Source organism: Pseudomonas sp. 1121_17, assembly GCF_052850745.1.
Window position 1 is genome coordinate 935153 of record NZ_VXCX01000001.1, and the last position, 18668, is coordinate 953820.

Here is an 18668-nt window from a genome sequence, read left to right on the forward strand (position 1 = left end):
GAGTCTGCGACGCTGAGGTATCGGCAATGTGTCGACCAAACAGCGTTGTGTATCGCTGTGTACTGCAAGCCCCGGCTACGCCTTCAAGGCACCTCGATTTGGGCGCAGAGTCCACCGCCCGAGCGATTGCTCAACGTTAGCCTGGCGCCCATCGCAAGCGTCAGTTGTTGGGCAATCGCCAGTCCAAGGCCGGTGCCACCGGTCTGACGATTGCGTGAGCCTTCAACCCGGTAAAACGGCTTGAGTACCTCGTCGAGCTCTTCCTGAGGTATGCCCGGGCCGTCATCGAGCACGCGGATGATCGTCAGGTCGTTATGCCGGGATACATCCAGCTGCGCAGCCCCGGCAAACTTCAGCGCATTATCGAGCAGGTTGACCAGCACCCGGCGCAAGGCATGCGGCCGGGTCTGCACGGTACCGCCGGTATGTCCCAGGCGCTCGACCTGGGCTCCGCTGTCCTGGTAATCGAAGACGATGCTGTCGATGAAGGCGTCAACATCAACGCGGCACGGCGCTTCGGTGCCGCCGTCCATGCTGCGGGCATAGGCCACGCCCTCGCGAACCAGATGCTCCATGGCGCTCAGGTCGCTCGATAATTTGTCCTTTTCCTGCCCATCATCCATCACCTCCACGCGCAGTTTCATGCGGGTAATGGGCGTCTGCAAATCATGGGAAATCGCCGCGAGGATTTGCATACGCTCTTTCAGGTAGGCAGCGATACGTGCTTGCAGGGCGTTGAAGGCCACTGCCGCATACCTGACCTCACGTGGGCCGCTTTCATCCAGTTGCGGCCCGGGGGCGTTGGGGTCGAGGTTGTCTACCGCCTGCGATAGCCTCGTCAATGGGCCGATCGCCAAGTGCACGGCGAGCCAGGTACAGATCAGCAGCAGCACCAGTTGTATCAGCAGCACAACCGGCAGCCAGCTGGCTACCGGTGCCAGGGCTGGCGTTACATCGATGGTCAGCGGGGCGCCGTCGGCCAGGCGCAGATGGACCTGGAAGTGCGCGTCCTGATCGGGGATCTCCAGGAACGTCAGGTGATAGTCCTTGCCAATTGCCTTGACCACCGACTCGGCCGCCATCGGCGGGTTCTCGCTGGGCATGGCCTGGCCGCTCTGGCCGTTGTCGAGCCGGTAGCGGTAGGTGCTGCGCTCCAGCCGCGGCAGCCAGGCGGCACGCTCTGCTGCGGGCAGGCGGTCGAGAATTGCCACCGAGGTGGCTACATCCTGTTCGAGATTGGTGAGCATCACCGAGCGGCTGCTGACAAAGCGCTCATAGGCCTGCAGGCTGAACGACAGCCCGTACGCCAGCACCAGCCCGCTGAAGAAGATCAAGGCCAGCCGCGAAGCCAGCGTATGCGGCCATTTCATAGTGTTGGCTCGAGCAGTTGAACCGCCAGCGAGAACACGTAACCTTCGCTGCGTACGGTTTTGATGCAGGTCGGCTCACGAGCATCGTCGCCCAGACGCTGACGTAGGCGGCTGACCAGCAGGTCGATCGAGCGATCGAAGATATCCGCCTCACGGCCCTGGGTAAGGTTGAGCAACTGCTCACGGCTGAGCACCCGCTGCGGGTGGTCGAGGAACACCCGCAGCAGCCGATACTCGGCGCCGCTCAGGGCCACCAGCGTGCCTTGCTGGTCAAGCAGGTGGCGTGCGCTGGTATCCAGCCGCCACTGGCCGAACGCCAATAATCGGCTGCTTTCACTGATGGTCAGATTCGGCGGCAGCATGCGGGTGCGTCGCAGCACTGCGTTGATCCGCGCCAGTAGCTCACGGGCGGAAAACGGTTTGGTCAGGTAATCATCGGCGCCCATCTCCAGACCGACGATGCGATCGGTCTCGTCATTGCGCGCGGTAAGCATCAGAACCGGCGTAGTACGCTGGCGACCGGCGCGCAACTCACGGCACAGCAGCAGGCCGTCGTCGCCGGGCATCATGATGTCGAGGACGATCAGATCGACCGTGTTCGACTCCAGAAAGCTGCGCATCTGCCGGCCGTCTGCGACAATGCTGGTGCGCAGGCCGTTCTTCTTCAGGTAATTGCCGACCAGCTCGCGGATTTCGCGATCGTCGTCGACGATTAAGATGTGGTCGATGTGATCCATCAGGCAAGTCCGTCTCAGCGAGAATGGACGCAGTGTACCGAGCGCCAAGGCGCTTGCCTGCGCGGCTTTGTATTGCAGTGTATCTCGCAATGCTGCAGATACACGGGCTCGCAATAACGCCGCTTCGGCGACACAGGGCAGATACCTGTCGGGGGTGAAATGGCACTCAACGGGAAGCGTGGTCTTCCCCACCTAGCCCGGAGAGTTGCCATGAACTTCAAGACCATTGCCAGTGCAGCCTTGTTCGCCGTTGCCAGCAGCGCCACCATCGCTGCGCAAGCCAGCAGCGTAACGATGGAAAGCAGCAGCGCCATGCACTATCGCTATGGCGATCGGCTGGACGTGAAGAAAGTACTGTCGGCAGAAGATGACCGCAGCAATGCGTGCGGGGTCGTCAACTCGCGCATCGAGTATCTCGATTCGCACGGCCAGCGCCGGAGCGTTGAATACCGCAGCTATGCTACCAGTGGCTGCCATGAAAGCTGAGGCAAGCGGGCTGCAACCTCGGCAGCCCGTCGCCCGGCATTTCAATCCATGCTGGCGAAATGCGCCTGCATCCTGCTGGCGTCTGCAACTCTGCCGCTGATCAGCTCGAATGCCTTGACCGCTTGAAACACCGCCATGTTGCCGCCGTCGAGTGTACGGCAGCCGAGCGCACGGGCGTGGCGCAGCAGTGCTGTCTCAAGCGGGAAGTAAATGATCTCGGCAACCCATAGCCGCGCGTGCAGCAGTTCCACTGGCAAGGGTGTGCCTGGCAGCTTGGCCATGCCCACCGGTGTGGTGTTGACCAAGCCATCAGCATCGGCCAAGGTGGCAGCGAGATCACCGCCCAGGGCCGCTCGGCCTGCGCCGAAGCGCTGGTTCAGGTTGTCGACCAGGGCTTGCCCGCGCGCAACATCGACTTCGAACAGCACCAGCTGTGCGACTCCTTCAGCGAGCAAGGCATGGGCCACTGCAGCACCGGCGCCACCGGCGCCCATCTGCACCACCAAGCGCTTGCTGACGTCGCCCAGCCCGCGTCGGAAACCCTCGGCGAAGCCCAGGCAATCAGTGTTATGACCAATGCGCTTGCCGTCCTTGAACACAACTGTGTTCACCGCGCCAATGCCACGCGCTTCATCGGACAGTTGATCGAGCAGCGGCAGGATCGCCTGCTTGAACGGGAAGGTGATGTTGAGGCCGGTAAAGCCGGTGCGCTGCGCGGCCTCAAGCAGATCGGGCAGGGCGCTGTCTTCCAATCCCAGCTGGTCGGCATCGATCAGCCGATACAGGTAACGCAACGATTGCGCATCGCCCTCATGCTCATGCAGGGCAGGGGTGCGGGATGCCTGAATGCCGCGGCCAATCAGGCCGGCCAGAATGCTCGATTGGCTCATGCTGGTTGCTCCGCGAACATCTGCCCAAAGTGCGCCAGCGCCATGCGATAGCCATGGCTACCCAGGCCGCAGATCACCCCAACGGCAATCGACGAGACAAACGAGATATGCCGGAACGGCTCACGCTTGTGCACATTGGACAGGTGTACTTCGATCACTGGCACCTCGCTGGCGACCAGCGCATCACGGATGGCTACCGAGGTGTGGGTCCACGCACCAGGGTTGATCACGATGCCGGCGCAACGACCGCGGGCGGCGTGGATCCAGTCGATCAGTTCGCCTTCGTGGTTGGTCTGGCGGAATTCGATATCCAGGCCCAGAGCGCGGGCGCTGTCGGCGCAGCTGTTGGCGAGGTCGGCGAGTGTCTCGCGGCCATACTGCTCAGGTTCGCGGGTGCCGAGCAGATTGAGATTGGGGCCGTTGAGCACGAGAATTCGGGGCGTCATGGCAGATCACTTTGTTGTTTTTGATTGCCCCGATATTTGTACTATCTGGTTAATTCGTCAATCGGCTAACACGTTTGCTAGTTGAAAATGGGCGATTACCGAACGAGGATGCTTTATAGCGCTACCACAGTGACCCAATAGCGTGTGGTCTGTACTACGCGCACGGGCAGGGTCGTGCTCAGTGCGCGCAAGGTCTGGTCGCTGTCGTCGATGGCGAAGGCGCCGCTGATGCGCAGCCCAGCGACCGCGGGGTCGCAGCGTAACCAGCCGGGGCGATAGCGGCTTAGTTCAGCCAGAAACGCATCCAGACGCTGATCATTGGCCACCAGCATGCCCTCGCTCCAAGCGTCCTGACCGGCATTGATCGGTTGCACCGCGCCAAGCTGGCTGGCGTTGAAGCGGCACTGGGTGCCTGCATCGAGCACCACTGGCGCAGCGCCGTTTGGGGTGACACGCACTTGATGTTGAAAAACACTGACCAGCGTGCTCTCGGCGTCGGCCCTGACGGCGAAGCGCGTGCCCAGCGCCTGGATGCTGCCCTGTGCGGTCTGCACCTGCAGCGGCCGACGAGCAGGGTCGGCGGCGCTGGTCAGCAGCAGCTCGCCTCTGTACAGTTGTATTCGGCGTTGAGTTGCGCTGTAGAGCACGTCGACGGCACTGGCGGTGTTCAGTTGCAGGCGCGATCCGTCGGCGAGCATCGTATTGAGCCGCTCGCCGGTGCGTGTGTGGTAGTCAGCCATCCAGCCTGCGCGTTGGCCTTGGCGATAACCTGCGTAGCCAAGCGCGCCGGTACCCACCATTAAGGCGAAACCCTTGAGCACGGCGCGTCTGCTATCCAGCGCGGGCTGATCGGCAAGGCGCAGCGCTCGCCCGGTAACGTTCGTGGGCATGCCATGCAGACGTTGTTGCAGTTGTTCGATCTGAGCCCAGGCCCAGCGATTGTATTCATCGCGGTCGAGCCATGCTTGCCAGCCAGCCTGGTCTGCAACCGAGGCTTCCTCGCACTGCAAAAGCCCAAACCATCCTGCGGCTTGTTCCAGGGCTGCGCGTTGTCGAGCGTGGAGGACGGTCATCAGCGTTCGGCGCCGAGGCTGAACAGCACGCAATGCTGGGTGGCCTTGGCTATATAGCGGGTAACGGTCACCACCGAAACCTGCAATTGCTCTGCAATCAGCTTGTAGCCCATGCCGTCGAGTTGCGACAGCAAAAACGCCTGGCGCACATTTGGGCCCAGGCCGGCAAGCATCGCATCCAGTTCGCACAGGCTTTCGAGCAAAATTGCGCGGGTTTCTTCGCTGATGCTGACCGCCTCGGGTTGCTCGGCCAGGGCCTGCAGCCAGGCGCGTTCGAGCCGAGCCCGGCGAAAGTGATCGATCATCAGGCGGCGGGCGATGGTGGCCAGGTAACTCTTGGGTTCGCGCACTGCCTCAAGCTGGTTTTGCGCATCCTTGGCACTGAGCACCCGAATGAACACGTCCTGCACCAGGTCTGCGGCAAGCTCACGGCAGTCGACGCGGGGGCGCAGCCAGCTCAACAGCCAACGCTGATGTTCCTGGTAAAGGCGCTGCACCTGACGGGTCAGCGGGCGTTGGCTGGAGGTCATAAAAGGCTCGAAGCGCAATTGGGAGTCATTATCATTTTATGAGCGGCCTTGACGCTAAGCAAGCACGCCAGAGGCTGCAACGTGCACGCCGCGCTCATCGGCAAAGACTTGCGCGGCAAAAATCCGGATAATGGCGGCCATTTCGTTTCGCTTTATCATGGTAATCCCGCATGGAAATCAAGGTTAACTTTCTCGACAACCTCCGACTTGAAGCCAAGTTCGACGATTTCACGGTGGTCGCCGATCAGCCCATTCGTTACAAGGGCGATGGCTCGGCGCCGGGCCCGTTCGACTACTTCCTGGCTTCGTCGGCGTTGTGTGCGGCTTACTTCGTAAAGTTGTACTGCGAAACGCGCAACATCCCCACCGACAACATTCGCCTTTCGCAAAACAACATCGTCGATCCGGAAAACCGCTACAACCAGATCTTCAAGATCCAGGTCGAACTGCCGGCTGATATCTCCGACAAGGACCGTCAGGGCATCCTGCGTTCGATCGACCGTTGCACGGTGAAGAAGGTGGTACAGGCCGGCCCAGAGTTCGTCATCGAACAGGTGGCTAACCTGGATGCTGATGCGCAAGCCTTGTTGATGCTCGACAGCGATCCGCAGGCAAGCACGTACATCGCTGGCAAGGACCTGCCATTGGAGCAGACCATTGCCAACATGTCGGGCATCCTCGCGGGCCTTGGTATGAAGATCGAAATCGCCTCGTGGCGCAATATCGTGCCCAACGTCTGGTCATTGCATGTGCGCGATGCGCATTCGCCCATGTGCTTTACCAACGGCAAGGGCGCCACCAAGGAAGGAGCCCTGGCTTCGGCGCTGGGCGAGTTCATCGAACGCCTCAACTGCAACTTCTTCTATAACGATCAGTTCTGGGGCGAAGACATCGCCAGCGCCGAGTTCGTGCATTACCCGGACGAGCGCTGGTTCAAACCCGGCAGCAAGGACGCCTTGCCTGCCGAGATCCTTGATGAGTACTGCCTCGAGATCTACAACCCCGACGGCGAACTGCGCGGCTCGCACCTGTACGACACCAACTCGGGCAATGTAAAGCGCGGCATTTGTTCGCTGCCGTTCGTACGCCAGTCCGACGGTGAAGTGGTGTACTTCCCCTCCAACCTGATCGAAAACCTGTACCTGAGCAACGGCATGAGCGCCGGCAACACTCTGGCCGAGGCGCAGGTGCAGTGCCTGTCAGAGATTTTCGAGCGTGCGGTAAAACGGGAAATTCTTGAGGGTGAACTGGCCCTGCCGGATGTTCCTGAGGATGTGCTGGCCAAATACCCGGCCATCCTCGCCGGGATCAAGGGGCTTGAAGAACAGGGCTTCCCGGTGCTGGTCAAGGATGCCTCGCTGGGCGGCGAATTCCCGGTCATGTGTGTGACCTTGATGAACCCGCGCACCGGCGGCGTGTTCGCCTCGTTCGGCGCGCACCCAAGCCTGGAAGTCGCGCTTGAGCGCAGCCTCACCGAGTTGCTTCAAGGACGCAGCTTCGAAGGTCTCAATGACCTGCCGCAGCCGACGTTCGAGAGCCACGCAGTGACCGAGCCGAACAACTTCGTCGAGCACTTCATCGACTCCAGCGGTGTCGTCTCATGGCGCTTCTTCAGTGCCAAGGCCGACTTCGAATTCGTTGAGTGGGACTTCTCTGGTGAAGGGGAAAGCTCCAACGAGGAAGAGGCTGCAACCCTGTTCGGCATCCTCGAATCGCTGGGCAAGGAAGTGTACATGGCCGTGTACGAGCACCTTGGCGCCAAGGCCTGCCGTATCCTGGTGCCGGACTATTCCGAGATCTATCCGGTTGAAGACCTGATCTGGGATAACACCAACAAGGCGCTGCTGTTCCGCGAAGACATCCTCAACCTGCACCGCCTGGACGATCGCAGCCTGAAGGCACTGGTCAAGCGTCTGGATAACTGCGAAGTGGATGAATACACCGACATCACCACCTTGATCGGTGTCGAGTTCGACGACAACACGGTGTGGGGCCAGTTGACCATTCTGGAATTGAAGCTGCTGATCAAGCTCGCCTTGAAGCGCTTCGACGAAGCCAAGGAACTGGTAGAAGCGTTCCTGCAGTTCAACGACAACACCGTTGACCGCGGCCTGTTCTATCAGGCGCTCAACGTGGTGCTGGAAGTAGTGCTCGATGATGAACTGGAACTGGCCGACTACGAGGTCAACTTCCGCCGCATGTTCGGCAATGCGCGGATGGATGCGGTCGTGGGCTCGGTCGAGGGCAGTGTGCGCTTCCATGGCTTGACGCCGACCAGCATGAAACTGGAGGGGCTTGATCGGCATCTGCGGCTGGTCGACAGCTACAAGAAGTTGCATGCCGCGCGAGCCAAGTTCGCCGGCTAGGCAGATACACCAAGGGGGCTGCCACAGCCCCCTTATTTTTTGCCTTTCTTTGCCTTCAAACGCGCCTTGGCCTTTTGCACAGCCTCGATGCGCTCGCTCTTCTTCATCTTCTTCCACTTGCGAATATCGTCTTTGCTGCGCCCGCAGCCCAGACAAACTTCGTCGCGGATCTGGCATTTGGATATGCACGGGTTGTCAGCGTCTTTGCCCAAAACTCTAGTCCTCAACCGGCACCGCTCAGCAAACGGGTAGCGGCCAGATTACAGCCCTGTCTGCAATCGCGCTGAACTATCGCTTTGGCCGAGCGATCTTCATTAGGCCTCCAGGCGCAGTCTGTGCAGGGAGGGACCTCTGGATCGATGAAAGGAGCCACCGTGAACGACTCAACCCTCTATCGCTGCCGGCCAGGAGCGCTGCACGCGACCCTGCTGGCCGGTACCGTGCCGCTGTTTCTCGGCGCCTTGCTCAGTGACATCGCCTATTACCAAAGCTACCAGATTCAATGGGCCAACTTTGCTGCCTGGCTGATTGCCGGTGGCTTGCTGTTCTGCGGATTGGCATTGCTGTTTGCCCTGGTCAATCTGATCCGCGCCGAGCACAAGGGCGGGCGCCCAGTGGTGTACTTCGTGCTGCTGCTGGCTACCTGGCTGCTGGGCCTGATGAACGCCTTTGAGCATGCCAAGGATGCCTGGGCCGTGATGCCGTCGGGGCTGGTGTTGTCGGTCATCGTCAGTGCGTTGGCGTGCATCGCAACCGGCCTCGGCCTGACCAATCTGCGCTCCGGAGGTGTGCGATGAACCGCGTACATGCATTGACAGCCTTGAGCATGGCGCTGCTGCTCAGCGCCTGCGGTGGCGAGGGCGACGCCACGCAAACCTACGGCGCCAACCCGAAACTGCCTGATCAGCAGCGCGGCCTGTTGCCGAGCATGAAAATCGCCGAGCCGACCGCCTGGGGCGATCTCAAGCCAACCGTACCGCAGGGCTTCAACGTCACTGCGATTGCCACTGACCTGAAGATCCCGCGGCAGACGCTGGTGCTGCCCAACGGCGATATTCTGGTAGCGGAAGGGCGCGGCGGCAGTGCGGCCAAACTCAAGCCCAAGGACGTCATCGCCAGCTCTATCAAGGCCAAGGGCAATACCCAGGTCAAGGGCGGTAACCGCCTGACCTTGCTGCGTGACGCTGATGGTGACGGCAAGTACGAAGTGAAAACGGTGTTCGCCGAAGGCCTCAACGCACCCTATGGCCTGGCCTACTTCGAGGGCAGCGTGTACGTGGCCAATCAGGATGCGCTGGTGCGCTTTGACTACGCGGATGGCCAGACCAAGGCCAGTGGGCCGCCCAGTAAGGTCAGCGACCTCCCGGCCGAGATCAACCACCACTGGACCAAGGCGCTGACGATCAGCCCCGACGGGCGCTACCTGTACGTCGGCATCGGCTCCAACAGCAATATCACCGAGCGCGGCATGGAGGTCGAAATCGATCGGGCCATGGTCTGGCAGATCGACGCCCAGACCGGCGCGCACAAGCCCTATGCGACTGGCCTGCGTAACCCGACTGCGCTGAGCATCGAACCCACTAGCGGTGAACTGTGGGCTGTGGTCAACGAGCGCGATGAGCTTGGGCCTGACCTGGTGCCTGACTACCTGACCTCAGTCAAAGCGGGGGGCTTCTACGGCTGGCCCTATAGCTACTGGGGGCAGAACGTCGATCCACGTGCGCAGCCGCAGAACCCCGAGAAAGTCGCTGCGGCGATCAAGCCGGATTACAGCCTCGGCTCCCACGTCGCTGCTCTGGGCGTTGATTTTTCGGTGGCGGCCATGGGCGCGCAGTTTGCCGAGGGCGCGTTCGTCGGCGAGCACGGTAGCTGGAACCGACCGAATCCGGTGGGCTACAAGGTGATCTTCGTGCCGTTCAGCAATGGCAAGCCGGCCGGCGAGCCGGTCGACTTTGCCACCGGCTTCCGTGGTGAAGATGGCAAGACCCGCGGTCGCCCGGTGGGTGTGACGGTGGATCCGCGTGGGGCGCTGATCATCGCCGACGACCTCGCCAACACCATTTGGCGGGTAACGCGCAGTCAGTAATGCTGCGCTGATCACCAATACCAGGCCATCTGCGTGGAGCCTCAGCGCAGATGGCCTGTTTGTTAGCGCGAAAAATGTCGGCGCTCAGTGAATTTTTTCGTAACCCTTTGTATCTGATGCCTTAGAGCCTGGCCATTAAAACAATGGCAACCGGTAATGGACACGTCAGTAACAGAGTGGCAGATATGAAATCACGCAAAAAAAGCGTCAAGCCGATCGGCTTGAAAGACATCACCATTGTTGACGACGCCAAGATGCGCAAGGCGATCACCGCCGCAGCGCTTGGCAACGCCATGGAGTGGTTCGACTTCGGCGTCTACGGCTTTGTCGCCTATGTGCTCGGCAAGGTCTTTTTCCCCGGCGCTGACCCCAGCGTACAAATGATCGCAGCGTTGGGTACGTTCTCGGTGCCGTTTCTGATCCGGCCCCTGGGCGGGCTGTTCTTCGGCGCCCTCGGTGACAAATACGGCAGGCAGAAGGTCCTCGCCGCCACCATTGTGATCATGTCCCTGAGCACCTTCGCCATTGGCTTGATTCCGTCCTATGCCGCGATTGGCATCTGGGCGCCCATCCTGCTACTGCTGTGCAAGATGGCCCAGGGCTTCTCGGTGGGGGGTGAATACACCGGTGCCTCGATCTTCGTCGCCGAGTACGCCCCGGACCGCAAGCGCGGCTTCCTCGGCAGTTGGCTCGACTTCGGCTCGATCGCAGGCTTTGTTGCCGGCGCCGGCCTGGTGGTGTTCATCTCCGCCATGATCGGTGAAGAGAAGTTCCAGGAGTGGGGCTGGCGGGTGCCGTTTCTGCTGGCGCTGCCGCTGGGCATGATCGGCCTGTACCTGCGCCATGCGCTGGAAGAGACCCCCGCCTTCCAGCAGCATGTCGACAAGCTCGAGCAGGGCGATCGCGAAGGCCTGGCTGGCGGTCCCAAGGTGTCGTTCAAGGAGGTGGCTACCAAGCACTGGCGCAGCCTGCTGACCTGCGTAGGCGTAGTCATCGCCACCAACGTCACCTATTACATGCTGCTGACGTACATGCCCAGCTACCTGTCGCACAACCTGCATTACAGCGAGAGCCGCGGGGTGCTGATCATCATCGCGATCATGGTGGGAATGCTCTTCGTGCAGCCTTTGATCGGCTTCCTCAGCGATAAATACGGCCGCCGCCCGTTTATCCTGTGCGGCAGCATCGGCTTGTTCGCACTGGCCATCCCGGCCTTCATGCTGATCACCAGCGGTGTGCTCGGGCTGATCTTCGCCGGTTTGCTGATGCTGGCGGTGCTGCTCAACTTCTTCATCGGGGTGATGGCTTCGACGCTGCCGGCGATGTTCCCGACGCACATTCGCTACAGCGCGCTGGCCAGTGCCTTCAATATTTCTGTGCTGATCGCCGGCCTGACCCCGACCATCGCCGCCTGGCTGGTAGAAAGCACCAACAACCTGTACATGCCGGCTTACTACCTGATGGTCATTGCCCTGATCGGCCTTATCACCGGTATCACCATGAAAGAAACTGCCAATCAGCCATTGCGCGGCGCTGCGCCCGCCGCCTCGGACATCGAGGAAGCGCGTGAGCTGCTGCAGGAACACCACGACAACATTGAGCAAAAAATCGAGGACATCGACGAGCAGATTGCTGAACTTGAGGCCAAACGCACGCATTTGGTACAACAACATCCTCGTATTGATTAGCTCGAAACGAGCAAGTCGGATCAGGCTGTGAGAGGATGGCCGGCAAACCATGTGTCTGGCAGAACAGGACCCTGAATTAAACCTGATGAAGACTCCAAAACGTATTGAGCCGCTGATCGAAGACGGTCTGGTCGACGAGGTGTTGCGGCCCTTGATGAGTGGCAAGGAAGCAGCGGTGTATGTGGTGCGCTGCGGTACCCAGGTGCGTTGTGCCAAGGTCTACAAGGAGGCCAACAAACGCAGCTTCCGCCAGGCGGCCGAGTACCAGGAAGGGCGCACGGTGCGCAACAGCCGCCAGGCGCGGGCCATGGCCAAGGGTTCCAAGTACGGTCGCAAGGAAGCCGAAGATGCCTGGCAGAACGCCGAGGTGGCCGCCTTGTTCCGCCTGGCGCATGCCGGGGTGCGAGTGCCCAAGCCCTACGACTTCCAGGACGGCGTGCTGTTGATGGAGCTGGTGGTCGATGCCGACGGCAACGCCGCGCCACGCCTCAACGACGTGCACCTGGATCCGGATCAGGCGCGTGAATACCATGCGTTCGTGATCCGCCAGATCGTCTTGATGCTCTGTGCGGGGCTGGTGCACGGTGACTTGTCCGAATTCAACGTCCTGCTCGGCCCGGATGGCCCGGTGATCATCGACTTGCCCCAGGCCGTCGATGCTGCCGCCAACAATCATGCCTTCAGCATGCTCGATCGTGACGTGGCGAACATGAGCGGTTACTTCGGGCGCTTTGCTCCCGAGCTCAAGGATACCCGCTACGCCCGTGAGATGTGGTCGCTGTTCGAGGCCGGGGAATTGTTGCCCGATAGCCCGCTGACCGGCGAGTTCGAGGATGACGACCACGACGCCGATGTCGGCGGCGTGCTGCGCGAGATCGAAGCGGCGCGGATGGATGACGAACGTCGCCGTGCCGGTCGTGAAGAAGCCGAGCGTGGGCCGGTCAAGAGCGAGGAGCCGCCACCGCCGCCGTGGCTGCAGTAACCCGTGGCTATCAGATTCGCCTGATTGCTGCCTGCCCACTGGCCGACCATGATTGCGCGATTGTTCAGGTGCAATGCCTGCACAATCGCAATGGTGGCTGCGGGCGGGCGGTCTTACGACCAACCGAGTTAACCGACCTTATAGCCCGACCTAGCGGGCCCGCTCGTAGTCGCCACCCATCACTTGCACTTGGCCATCACCACCTGACAGGTCTTCGGCGTACCGCCTGAACGGCTCGCATAGCGCATGCAGCTGTCCATGGATTTCTTGCGCGCCGCGCTCAACGTGTTGCCCCATGCCAGGCCACCCTCGCCAGCGGTCGGCACTGCCTTGGCGAAGCAGTTTGCGCCTGCTTGGGCATAGCGCGTAGCGCTGGATTTGTTCGAGCATCCCGTCAGCGATGCAAGGCTGCCGATGAGCAGGATCAGCAGCAACCACGATGGGTGGTAGCCAGGTATCGCAGTGCGGGCCATGGAGATTCCTGTAAGCCTGATGATGTTCGTGCCTCAGTTTAGCCCCGATCGCGCCTACCCTTGAAGGGCAGAACGATGCAACCTATGGCTGCAACGCTGTGCCTAAGACTTTTAGTGATTAACGCCCGTTGTACCACGAGAGGAAGCCCCACCGATGTTGGTCGTCGAGCAGCTGTGCAAGTCATTCACTACCGCCCAGGGCGTTCTGCCTGTGCTGCAGGGCGTCGACCTGCAACTGGCGCGGGGCAGCAGCCTGGCGCTGATGGGCGAATCCGGTAGCGGCAAGAGCACATTGCTGCACCTGCTCGCCGGCCTCGATCGGGCCGACAGTGGCAGGATCCTGATCGAGGACGTACCCCTCGATACGCGAGACGAAACGGCGCTGGCACTCTGGCGCCGCGACAGCATTGGCCTGGTGTTTCAGCAATACAACTTGATCAGCAGCCTCGACGTTGCCGCCAACCTGGCGTTTCAAGCCCGCCTGGCCGGGCGCCACGATCCTGCCTGGACCGCGCAGATGGCGGAGCGGCTTGGGCTGACCGAGTTGTTGCAGCGCTACCCCGAGCAGCTGTCGGGTGGCCAGCAGCAACGTGTGGCGATTGGTCGTGCGTTGGCGGGACGGCCGGCGCTGGTGCTGGCCGACGAGCCCACCGGCAGCCTCGATGAGGCAAGCAGTGAAGAAGTCCTGCAACTGATGCTCGAGCTGGTTGCCCAGGCGGGTAGCAGCCTGTTGATGGTGACCCACAGCCGGCAGTTGGCGGCGCGGCTCGAACAACGGTGCTTCCTCAAGGCTGGACGTGTTCAGCCGGAGCCGGATTGATGGCCAGCCTGCTGATCACCTTGCAGGCGCTGCTCAGCCATTGGCGCCGGCACCGCTTGCAGTGCTTCAGTATCTTTACCGGACTGTGGCTGGCAACAGCATTGTGGACCGGCGTGCAGGCGCTCAACAGCCAGGCCCGCAGCGACTATGCCCGTGCCAGCGGTGTGCTTTCAGGTGCCAGCCAGACCCAACTGGTGCCGCGTCAGGGCGAGCATCTGGCGCAAACGCTGTATGTGCAACTGCGTACACGAGGCGTGCAGGTGACGCCGGTTCTGGAAGGTCGCCTGCAACTTTCAGGAAGCACGACTCAGGCAGTGCGCTTGATCGGTATTGAACCGCTGAGCCTGCCAGCGAAGATGGCGGTGGCCGGGGTACAGGCGCAAGCGTTCGAGCTTTCGGCTTTCATCGACAGCCCTGGGCAAGCCTGGATCGGTCCAGACACGCTACGCCAGTTGAACCTGCAGCCGGGTGAGCGCGCGCGCACCCGCGATGGTCAGCTGATGCCGCCGTTGGTCCTGCAAGCGGAACTGGCGCCTGGGGTGATCGTGGTTGATATCGGCCACGCGCAGGCCCTGCTCGGCGCGCCAGGACAACTGTCGCGTCTGCTGCTCGAAAAAGAACCCCCCGCGCTGCCTGCCGACATCGCTGCCCAGCTAATGCTGCAAACCGGTGGCGACGACGGTGACCTGCAGCGCCTGACCGACAGCTTTCACCTCAACCTGACTGCGCTGGGCTTGCTGGCATTCGTGGTCGGCCTGTTCATTGCCCATGCGGCCATTGGCCTGGCGCTGGAGCAACGGCGCGGCTTGATCAGAACCCTGCGTGCCTGCGGTGTCAGCTTGCGGGTGCTGTTGACCGGGCTGGCGCTGGAGCTGGGTGTGTTCGCGTTGCTCGGCGGCCTCGCCGGGGTGGTCAGTGGTTATCTGCTGGCCAGCCTGTTGCTGCCTGACTTCGCGGCCAGTGTGCGCGGCTTGTATGGGGCGCAGATCGCCGGGCAACTGAGCCTGTCGCCGCAGTGGTGGCTGGCCGGCGTCGGCGTGAGTCTGCTCGGTGCGTTGTTGGCCGGTGTCAGCAGCGTGCTGCGCGCTGCGCGCCTGCCGCTGCTGGTGCTTGCCCAGCCACAGGCCTGGCGCCTGGCCCAAGGGCCGTGGCTGCGTCGTCAGGCGTTGGTCGCCTTGTTGCTTGGTTTGGTAGCGCTGGGGTGCTGGGAGTGGGGCAATAACCTGACTAGCGCCTTTGTCCTGCTCGCGGCATTGCTGCTGGCAGCGGCGCTATTGCTGCCGGCCTTGCTCGAGCTTGCCCTGGCCGGTTTGGCGCGCTTGTGCCGGCGGCCATTGCCGCAATGGTTCGTGGCCGACAGCCGCCAGCAATTGCCGGCGCTGAGCCTGGCGCTGATGGCCTTGCTGCTGGCGTTGGCCGCCAGCGTCGGTGTGGGCAGCATGACCGAGGGCTTTCGCCGCACCTTCACCGGCTGGCTCGATCAGCGCCTGTCGGCAGACCTGTACCTGACCCCACGCGACACTGCCCAGGCAGTGCAGATCAGCGACTGGCTGGCATGCCAGCCCGAAGCCACCGCGGTGCTGCCCAACTGGCGCGTCGAGTGGCGGCTGCAGCAATGGCCGACGCAGGTCCAGGGCATCGTCGATCACCCGTACTACAGCAACCACTGGCCGCTGCTGGAAAAATCCGCCGGTGCCTGGGAGCAGCTTGCGCAGGGGCGCGGGATCATGCTCAGCGAACAGTTGGCCAGGCGCCTGCAGCTGGGGCTTGGCGACGCCTTGCAGCTGCCCGAGCCATCACCACAAACGATGCCGGTAGTAGGCATCTATGCCGATTATGGCAATCCCAAAGGGCACCTGCTGATCAGCGCCGACTGGTTACGCCAGCACTGGCCACAGGCGACGTTGAGCAATCTGGGCCTGACCGTGGCTAGCGAGCATTTGCCGGCGCTAAAGCGGGCGCTGGGCCAACAGTTCAACCTCGATGACAGCCGCATGGTCGAGCAGACCACGCTCAAGCGATGGTCTGCTGCAGTGTTCGAGCGCACCTTTGCCGCTACCGCCGCACTCAACAGCCTGACCCTGGGTATCGCCGGTGTGGCGTTGTTCATCAGCCTGCTGAGCCTCGGCCAGAGCCGCCTGGGCCAGTTGGCGCCGTTGTGGGCGCTGGGGGTCGAACGCCGTCGGTTGATCTGGCTGACACTCGGCCAGACCCTGATGCTGAGCAGTTTCACCGTGCTGCTGGCGATTCCGCTTGGCTTGCTACTGGCCTGGTGCCTGGTGGCCGTGGTCAACGTGCAGGCGTTTGGTTGGCGCCTGCCGCTGTATGTGTTCCCCGGTCAGCTGTTGCAACTGGCAGTGCTCGGCGTGCTGACCAGCTTTCTGGCCAGCGCCTGGCCGCTCTGGCAACTGGCGCGCAGGCAACCCAGCGATCTCTTGAGGCAGTTTGCCAATGAACGTTAAACCCTGGCTGACCGCGCTGTGCCTGCTGCTTGCAGGCTGCGATGGGCCTGCACCCGAGCCCAACAGTTTTGCCGGTCTGGGTCAGCAGGCCAGCGCCTTCCAGCAGGTCACGCCGGGCCATGAGCTGCAGTTCCCGCGTGATCATGGCGCCCACGACGGCTTCCGCATCGAGTGGTGGTACGTCACCGCCAACTTGCAGGATGCCCAGGGGCGGCAGTGGGGAGCGCAGTGGACCTTGTTTCGTTCGGCACTGCGCCCTGGCGCAGAAAGCGCCGACTGGAACAGCCCCAATCTGTGGATGGGCCACGCGGCGCTGACCGGGCCGGGCGGTCATCAGTCCAGTGAGGTGCTCGCCCGCGGTGGCATCGGCCAGGCTGGGGTTGAGGCGCAGCCATTTCGCGCCTGGATCGATGATTGGTCGCTGCAGGGCGGCAATGGGATCGGCCAGCTGCAGATGAAAGCCACAGGCAGGGATTTCCGCTTTGATCTGCACTTGGTCAGTGAGCGGCCATTGGTGCTGCACGGGGCCAAGGGCTACAGCGAAAAATCCGGCAAAGGCCAGGCTTCCTATTACTACAGCCAACCGTTCTATCAGGTCAGTGGCGAAGTCGAGCGTGACGGCCAGCGGGTGGCCGTTACCGGTCAGGCCTGGCTCGATCGCGAATGGAGCAGCCAACCGCTGGCGGCCGGGCAGTCAGGCTGGGACTGGTTTTCCCTGCACCTGGACAGCGGCGCCAAGGTAATGCTGTTTCAGGTGCGCGAAGCTCACGGCGATGCCTATAAAGCCGGCACCTGGGTCAGCGCCGACGGCAAGACCCAGGCACTCCAGGGGGCGCAGATCGAGCTGCAAGTGCTGGCCTCGAGCAAGCAGGCAAACGGTAAAACAGTACCGACCCGCTGGCGCGTGCGGCTGCCGGAGCAGGGCGTCGATGTCCAGGTCGAAGCGCTGTACAAGCAGGCCTGGATGAACACCCGGTTCCCGTATTGGGAAGGGCCGGTGCGGGTCGAGGGCGGCAGCGGGCAGGGCAGGGGTTACCTGGAAATGACCGGTTACTGATCTTTGTGAAGAAGCGCACTGTCGGCCAACTCACACCGCTGCGAGCAAGCCATCCTTGCCCAGGTGATAACGCTGCAGGTCCCGAGCCAGCGTCAGTTGCCCGCTGTAATGAGCCAGCGCCTCCTGGCGCACATCATCGATGGACGGGCTGCGCTGCGGGTTGTCCTGATAACGGGCGCTGAAGTGAGTCAACACCAGGTTCGGTACACCTGCAGCCTCGGCAAATTGCGCGACAGCCGCCGCAGTGCTGTGGCCGAAGTTCGATTGCGAGCGTTGCAGCACGGGTTCGGTGAAGGTGGCTTCATGCACTAGCACATCGGCACCTTTGGCAACCTCGGCCAGCAGCGCAGGTGAGTCGTTGTCGCCGCAGACGACGATTCGCCGGGCCGCTCGTGATGCCTTCAGGTAAGTCAGCGTGTCGAGCACACGACCTTCATGTTCGACCTGCCGGCCATGGGCCAGATCACCCCACAGCGGCCCGCGCGGGATGCCGTCGGCTTGCAGGCGCTCGGTGTCCAGGCGCGGCTCCGGGTTGATCTCGGTGAATACAAAGCCATAGCTCGGCACCCGGTGCGACAGCTCTACGGTAGTCACCGCAACCTGCGCGCTGCGCCAGTCCTGCAGCGTTTCTACCGCCAGCAGATGCAGCTCGAAGGGCAGATAGGTCTGGCTCACCGCCAGGCTCAGGCGCAGCCACTCATGCAGTGCCAGCGGCATGATCAGTTCGAGCGGTTCGCTGCGCCCGGACATTCCCGCGCTGGCGAGCAATCCCGGCAGCCCGTAGCAGTGGTCACCGTGGACATGAGTGATGAATATCCCGCGCAGATCACGCATCGACAGCGGTGTGTGCAGCAACTGATGCTGGGTGCCTTCGCCGCAGTCGACCAGATACCAGCTTTTGCCGGACGCCTCGATGACCGCTGTCGCGCTGACGTTGCGGGCCTTGGTAGGTACCCCTGACGAGGTGCCCAGAAACTGCAGGTCCATTGCAGGATCCTCTTGGGTTCGGAGGGCTATTTTAGCCTTGCGTTGGCTGACTGATGAAGACTCTCAAGGCAGGTTTGAGAGTTGTGGCTGTCAGGAAAAGTGTCCGGCCGTAAGACTTTTCGCTCACTGTAGTAGGACGCATCCTGTTCGCTTTTGGCGGGGAAAAATACCGGTCAGAAGCTGCTAGTTTCCCTGGCTCAACAAGCACAGGGCGT

The 18668-nt window shown here is 62.0% G+C and carries 18 protein-coding genes; 9 read left to right on the forward strand and 9 right to left on the reverse strand.

Annotated elements, in window-relative coordinates; genetic code table 11:
* Positions 1-83 precede the first annotated feature (83 nt).
* Both FW789_RS04740 and FW789_RS04745 read right to left on the reverse strand, forming a co-directional pair.
* Positions 84-1370, reverse strand: a complete 1287-nt coding sequence (locus FW789_RS04740) for a sensor histidine kinase (RefSeq protein ID WP_411562965.1) — start codon at positions 1368-1370, stop codon at positions 84-86.
* Complete coding sequence (locus FW789_RS04745; RefSeq protein WP_101320108.1) at positions 1367-2107, reverse strand: response regulator; 741 nt, start codon at positions 2105-2107, stop codon at positions 1367-1369. The genes FW789_RS04740 and FW789_RS04745 overlap by 4 nt, the downstream gene beginning before the upstream one ends.
* Before the next feature lie 210 nt (positions 2108-2317).
* On the opposite strand from FW789_RS04745, the gene FW789_RS04750 reads away from it, so the two are divergent.
* Positions 2318-2593, forward strand: coding sequence for a DUF2790 domain-containing protein (locus FW789_RS04750; protein ID WP_207073425.1), 276 nt, complete (start codon positions 2318-2320; stop codon positions 2591-2593).
* A 41-nt stretch (positions 2594-2634) separates the two neighbouring features.
* Here the strand turns inward: FW789_RS04750 and FW789_RS04755 are convergent, their stop codons facing one another.
* The 4 genes from FW789_RS04755 to FW789_RS04770 all read right to left on the reverse strand — a co-directional run bounded on the left by FW789_RS04755 (position 2635) and on the right by FW789_RS04770 (position 5532).
* Positions 2635-3483 carry a shikimate dehydrogenase gene (locus FW789_RS04755; protein ID WP_207073424.1) on the reverse strand — a complete coding sequence of 283 codons (849 nt, stop codon included), beginning with the start codon at positions 3481-3483 and terminating at the stop codon, positions 2635-2637.
* Positions 3480-3929: a type II 3-dehydroquinate dehydratase gene (gene aroQ / locus FW789_RS04760; RefSeq protein ID WP_207073423.1), complete on the reverse strand. Its 450-nt coding sequence runs from the start codon at positions 3927-3929 to the stop codon at positions 3480-3482. The genes FW789_RS04755 and aroQ overlap by 4 nt, the downstream gene beginning before the upstream one ends.
* Positions 3930-4042: 113 nt before the next feature.
* Entirely contained in the window at positions 4043-5002 is a 960-nt protein-coding gene (locus tag FW789_RS04765; RefSeq protein ID WP_411562967.1) for a FecR domain-containing protein, read from the reverse strand.
* Positions 5002-5532: a sigma-70 family RNA polymerase sigma factor gene (locus tag FW789_RS04770; RefSeq protein WP_411562968.1), complete on the reverse strand. Its 531-nt coding sequence runs from the start codon at positions 5530-5532 to the stop codon at positions 5002-5004. The genes FW789_RS04765 and FW789_RS04770 overlap by 1 nt, the downstream gene beginning before the upstream one ends.
* A 170-nt stretch (positions 5533-5702) precedes the next feature.
* On the opposite strand from FW789_RS04770, the gene FW789_RS04775 reads away from it, so the two are divergent.
* On the forward strand, positions 5703-7898 hold the full coding sequence (locus tag FW789_RS04775) for an OsmC domain/YcaO domain-containing protein (RefSeq protein ID WP_207073421.1): 2196 nt from the start codon (positions 5703-5705) through the stop codon (positions 7896-7898).
* Between the two features lie 32 nt (positions 7899-7930).
* Here the strand turns inward: FW789_RS04775 and FW789_RS04780 are convergent, their stop codons facing one another.
* A complete protein-coding gene (locus FW789_RS04780; RefSeq protein ID WP_103437663.1) occupies positions 7931-8110 on the reverse strand; it encodes a DUF1289 domain-containing protein in 180 nt (59 codons plus the stop codon).
* 147 nt (positions 8111-8257) lie between these two features.
* Between FW789_RS04780 and FW789_RS04785 the strand changes: the two genes are divergently transcribed.
* The 4 genes from FW789_RS04785 (at position 8258) to FW789_RS04800 (ending at position 12654) form a co-directional block, all read left to right on the forward strand.
* Complete coding sequence (locus FW789_RS04785; RefSeq protein WP_101320092.1) at positions 8258-8695, forward strand: DUF2231 domain-containing protein; 438 nt, start codon at positions 8258-8260, stop codon at positions 8693-8695.
* The gene (locus FW789_RS04790; RefSeq protein ID WP_181106487.1) at positions 8692-9984 is read left to right on the forward strand and encodes a PQQ-dependent sugar dehydrogenase; all 1293 of its coding nucleotides are present in this window, start codon (positions 8692-8694) and stop codon (positions 9982-9984) included. Before FW789_RS04785 ends, FW789_RS04790 begins: the two co-directional genes overlap by 4 nt.
* A 185-nt stretch (positions 9985-10169) precedes the next feature.
* Positions 10170-11672, forward strand: coding sequence for a glycine betaine/L-proline transporter ProP (gene proP / locus FW789_RS04795; RefSeq protein ID WP_446431041.1), 1503 nt, complete (start codon positions 10170-10172; stop codon positions 11670-11672).
* A gap of 85 nt (positions 11673-11757) precedes the next feature.
* Positions 11758-12654: a PA4780 family RIO1-like protein kinase gene (locus FW789_RS04800; protein WP_207073420.1), complete on the forward strand. Its 897-nt coding sequence runs from the start codon at positions 11758-11760 to the stop codon at positions 12652-12654.
* Between the two features lie 179 nt (positions 12655-12833).
* Here the strand turns inward: FW789_RS04800 and FW789_RS04805 are convergent, their stop codons facing one another.
* The gene (locus FW789_RS04805; protein WP_101320085.1) at positions 12834-13127 is read right to left on the reverse strand and encodes a hypothetical protein; all 294 of its coding nucleotides are present in this window, start codon (positions 13125-13127) and stop codon (positions 12834-12836) included.
* Between the two features lie 154 nt (positions 13128-13281).
* Here FW789_RS04805 and FW789_RS04810 point away from each other — a divergent pair, with 154 nt between their 5' ends.
* Genes FW789_RS04810 through FW789_RS04820 form a run of 3 tightly spaced genes read left to right on the forward strand, consistent with a single transcriptional unit; the run spans position 13282 to position 17466 of the window.
* The gene (locus tag FW789_RS04810) at positions 13282-13947 is read left to right on the forward strand and encodes an ABC transporter ATP-binding protein (RefSeq protein WP_446431042.1); all 666 of its coding nucleotides are present in this window, start codon (positions 13282-13284) and stop codon (positions 13945-13947) included.
* A complete protein-coding gene (locus tag FW789_RS04815) occupies positions 13947-16409 on the forward strand; it encodes an ABC transporter permease (RefSeq protein ID WP_446431043.1) in 2463 nt (820 codons plus the stop codon). Before FW789_RS04810 ends, FW789_RS04815 begins: the two co-directional genes overlap by 1 nt.
* Entirely contained in the window at positions 16399-17466 is a 1068-nt protein-coding gene (locus FW789_RS04820) for a lipocalin-like domain-containing protein (RefSeq protein ID WP_103437657.1), read from the forward strand. The genes FW789_RS04815 and FW789_RS04820 overlap by 11 nt, the downstream gene beginning before the upstream one ends.
* Before the next feature lie 30 nt (positions 17467-17496).
* Here the strand turns inward: FW789_RS04820 and FW789_RS04825 are convergent, their stop codons facing one another.
* Positions 17497-18453, reverse strand: coding sequence for a ribonuclease Z (locus tag FW789_RS04825; protein ID WP_103437656.1), 957 nt, complete (start codon positions 18451-18453; stop codon positions 17497-17499).
* Positions 18454-18668 lie beyond the last annotated feature (215 nt).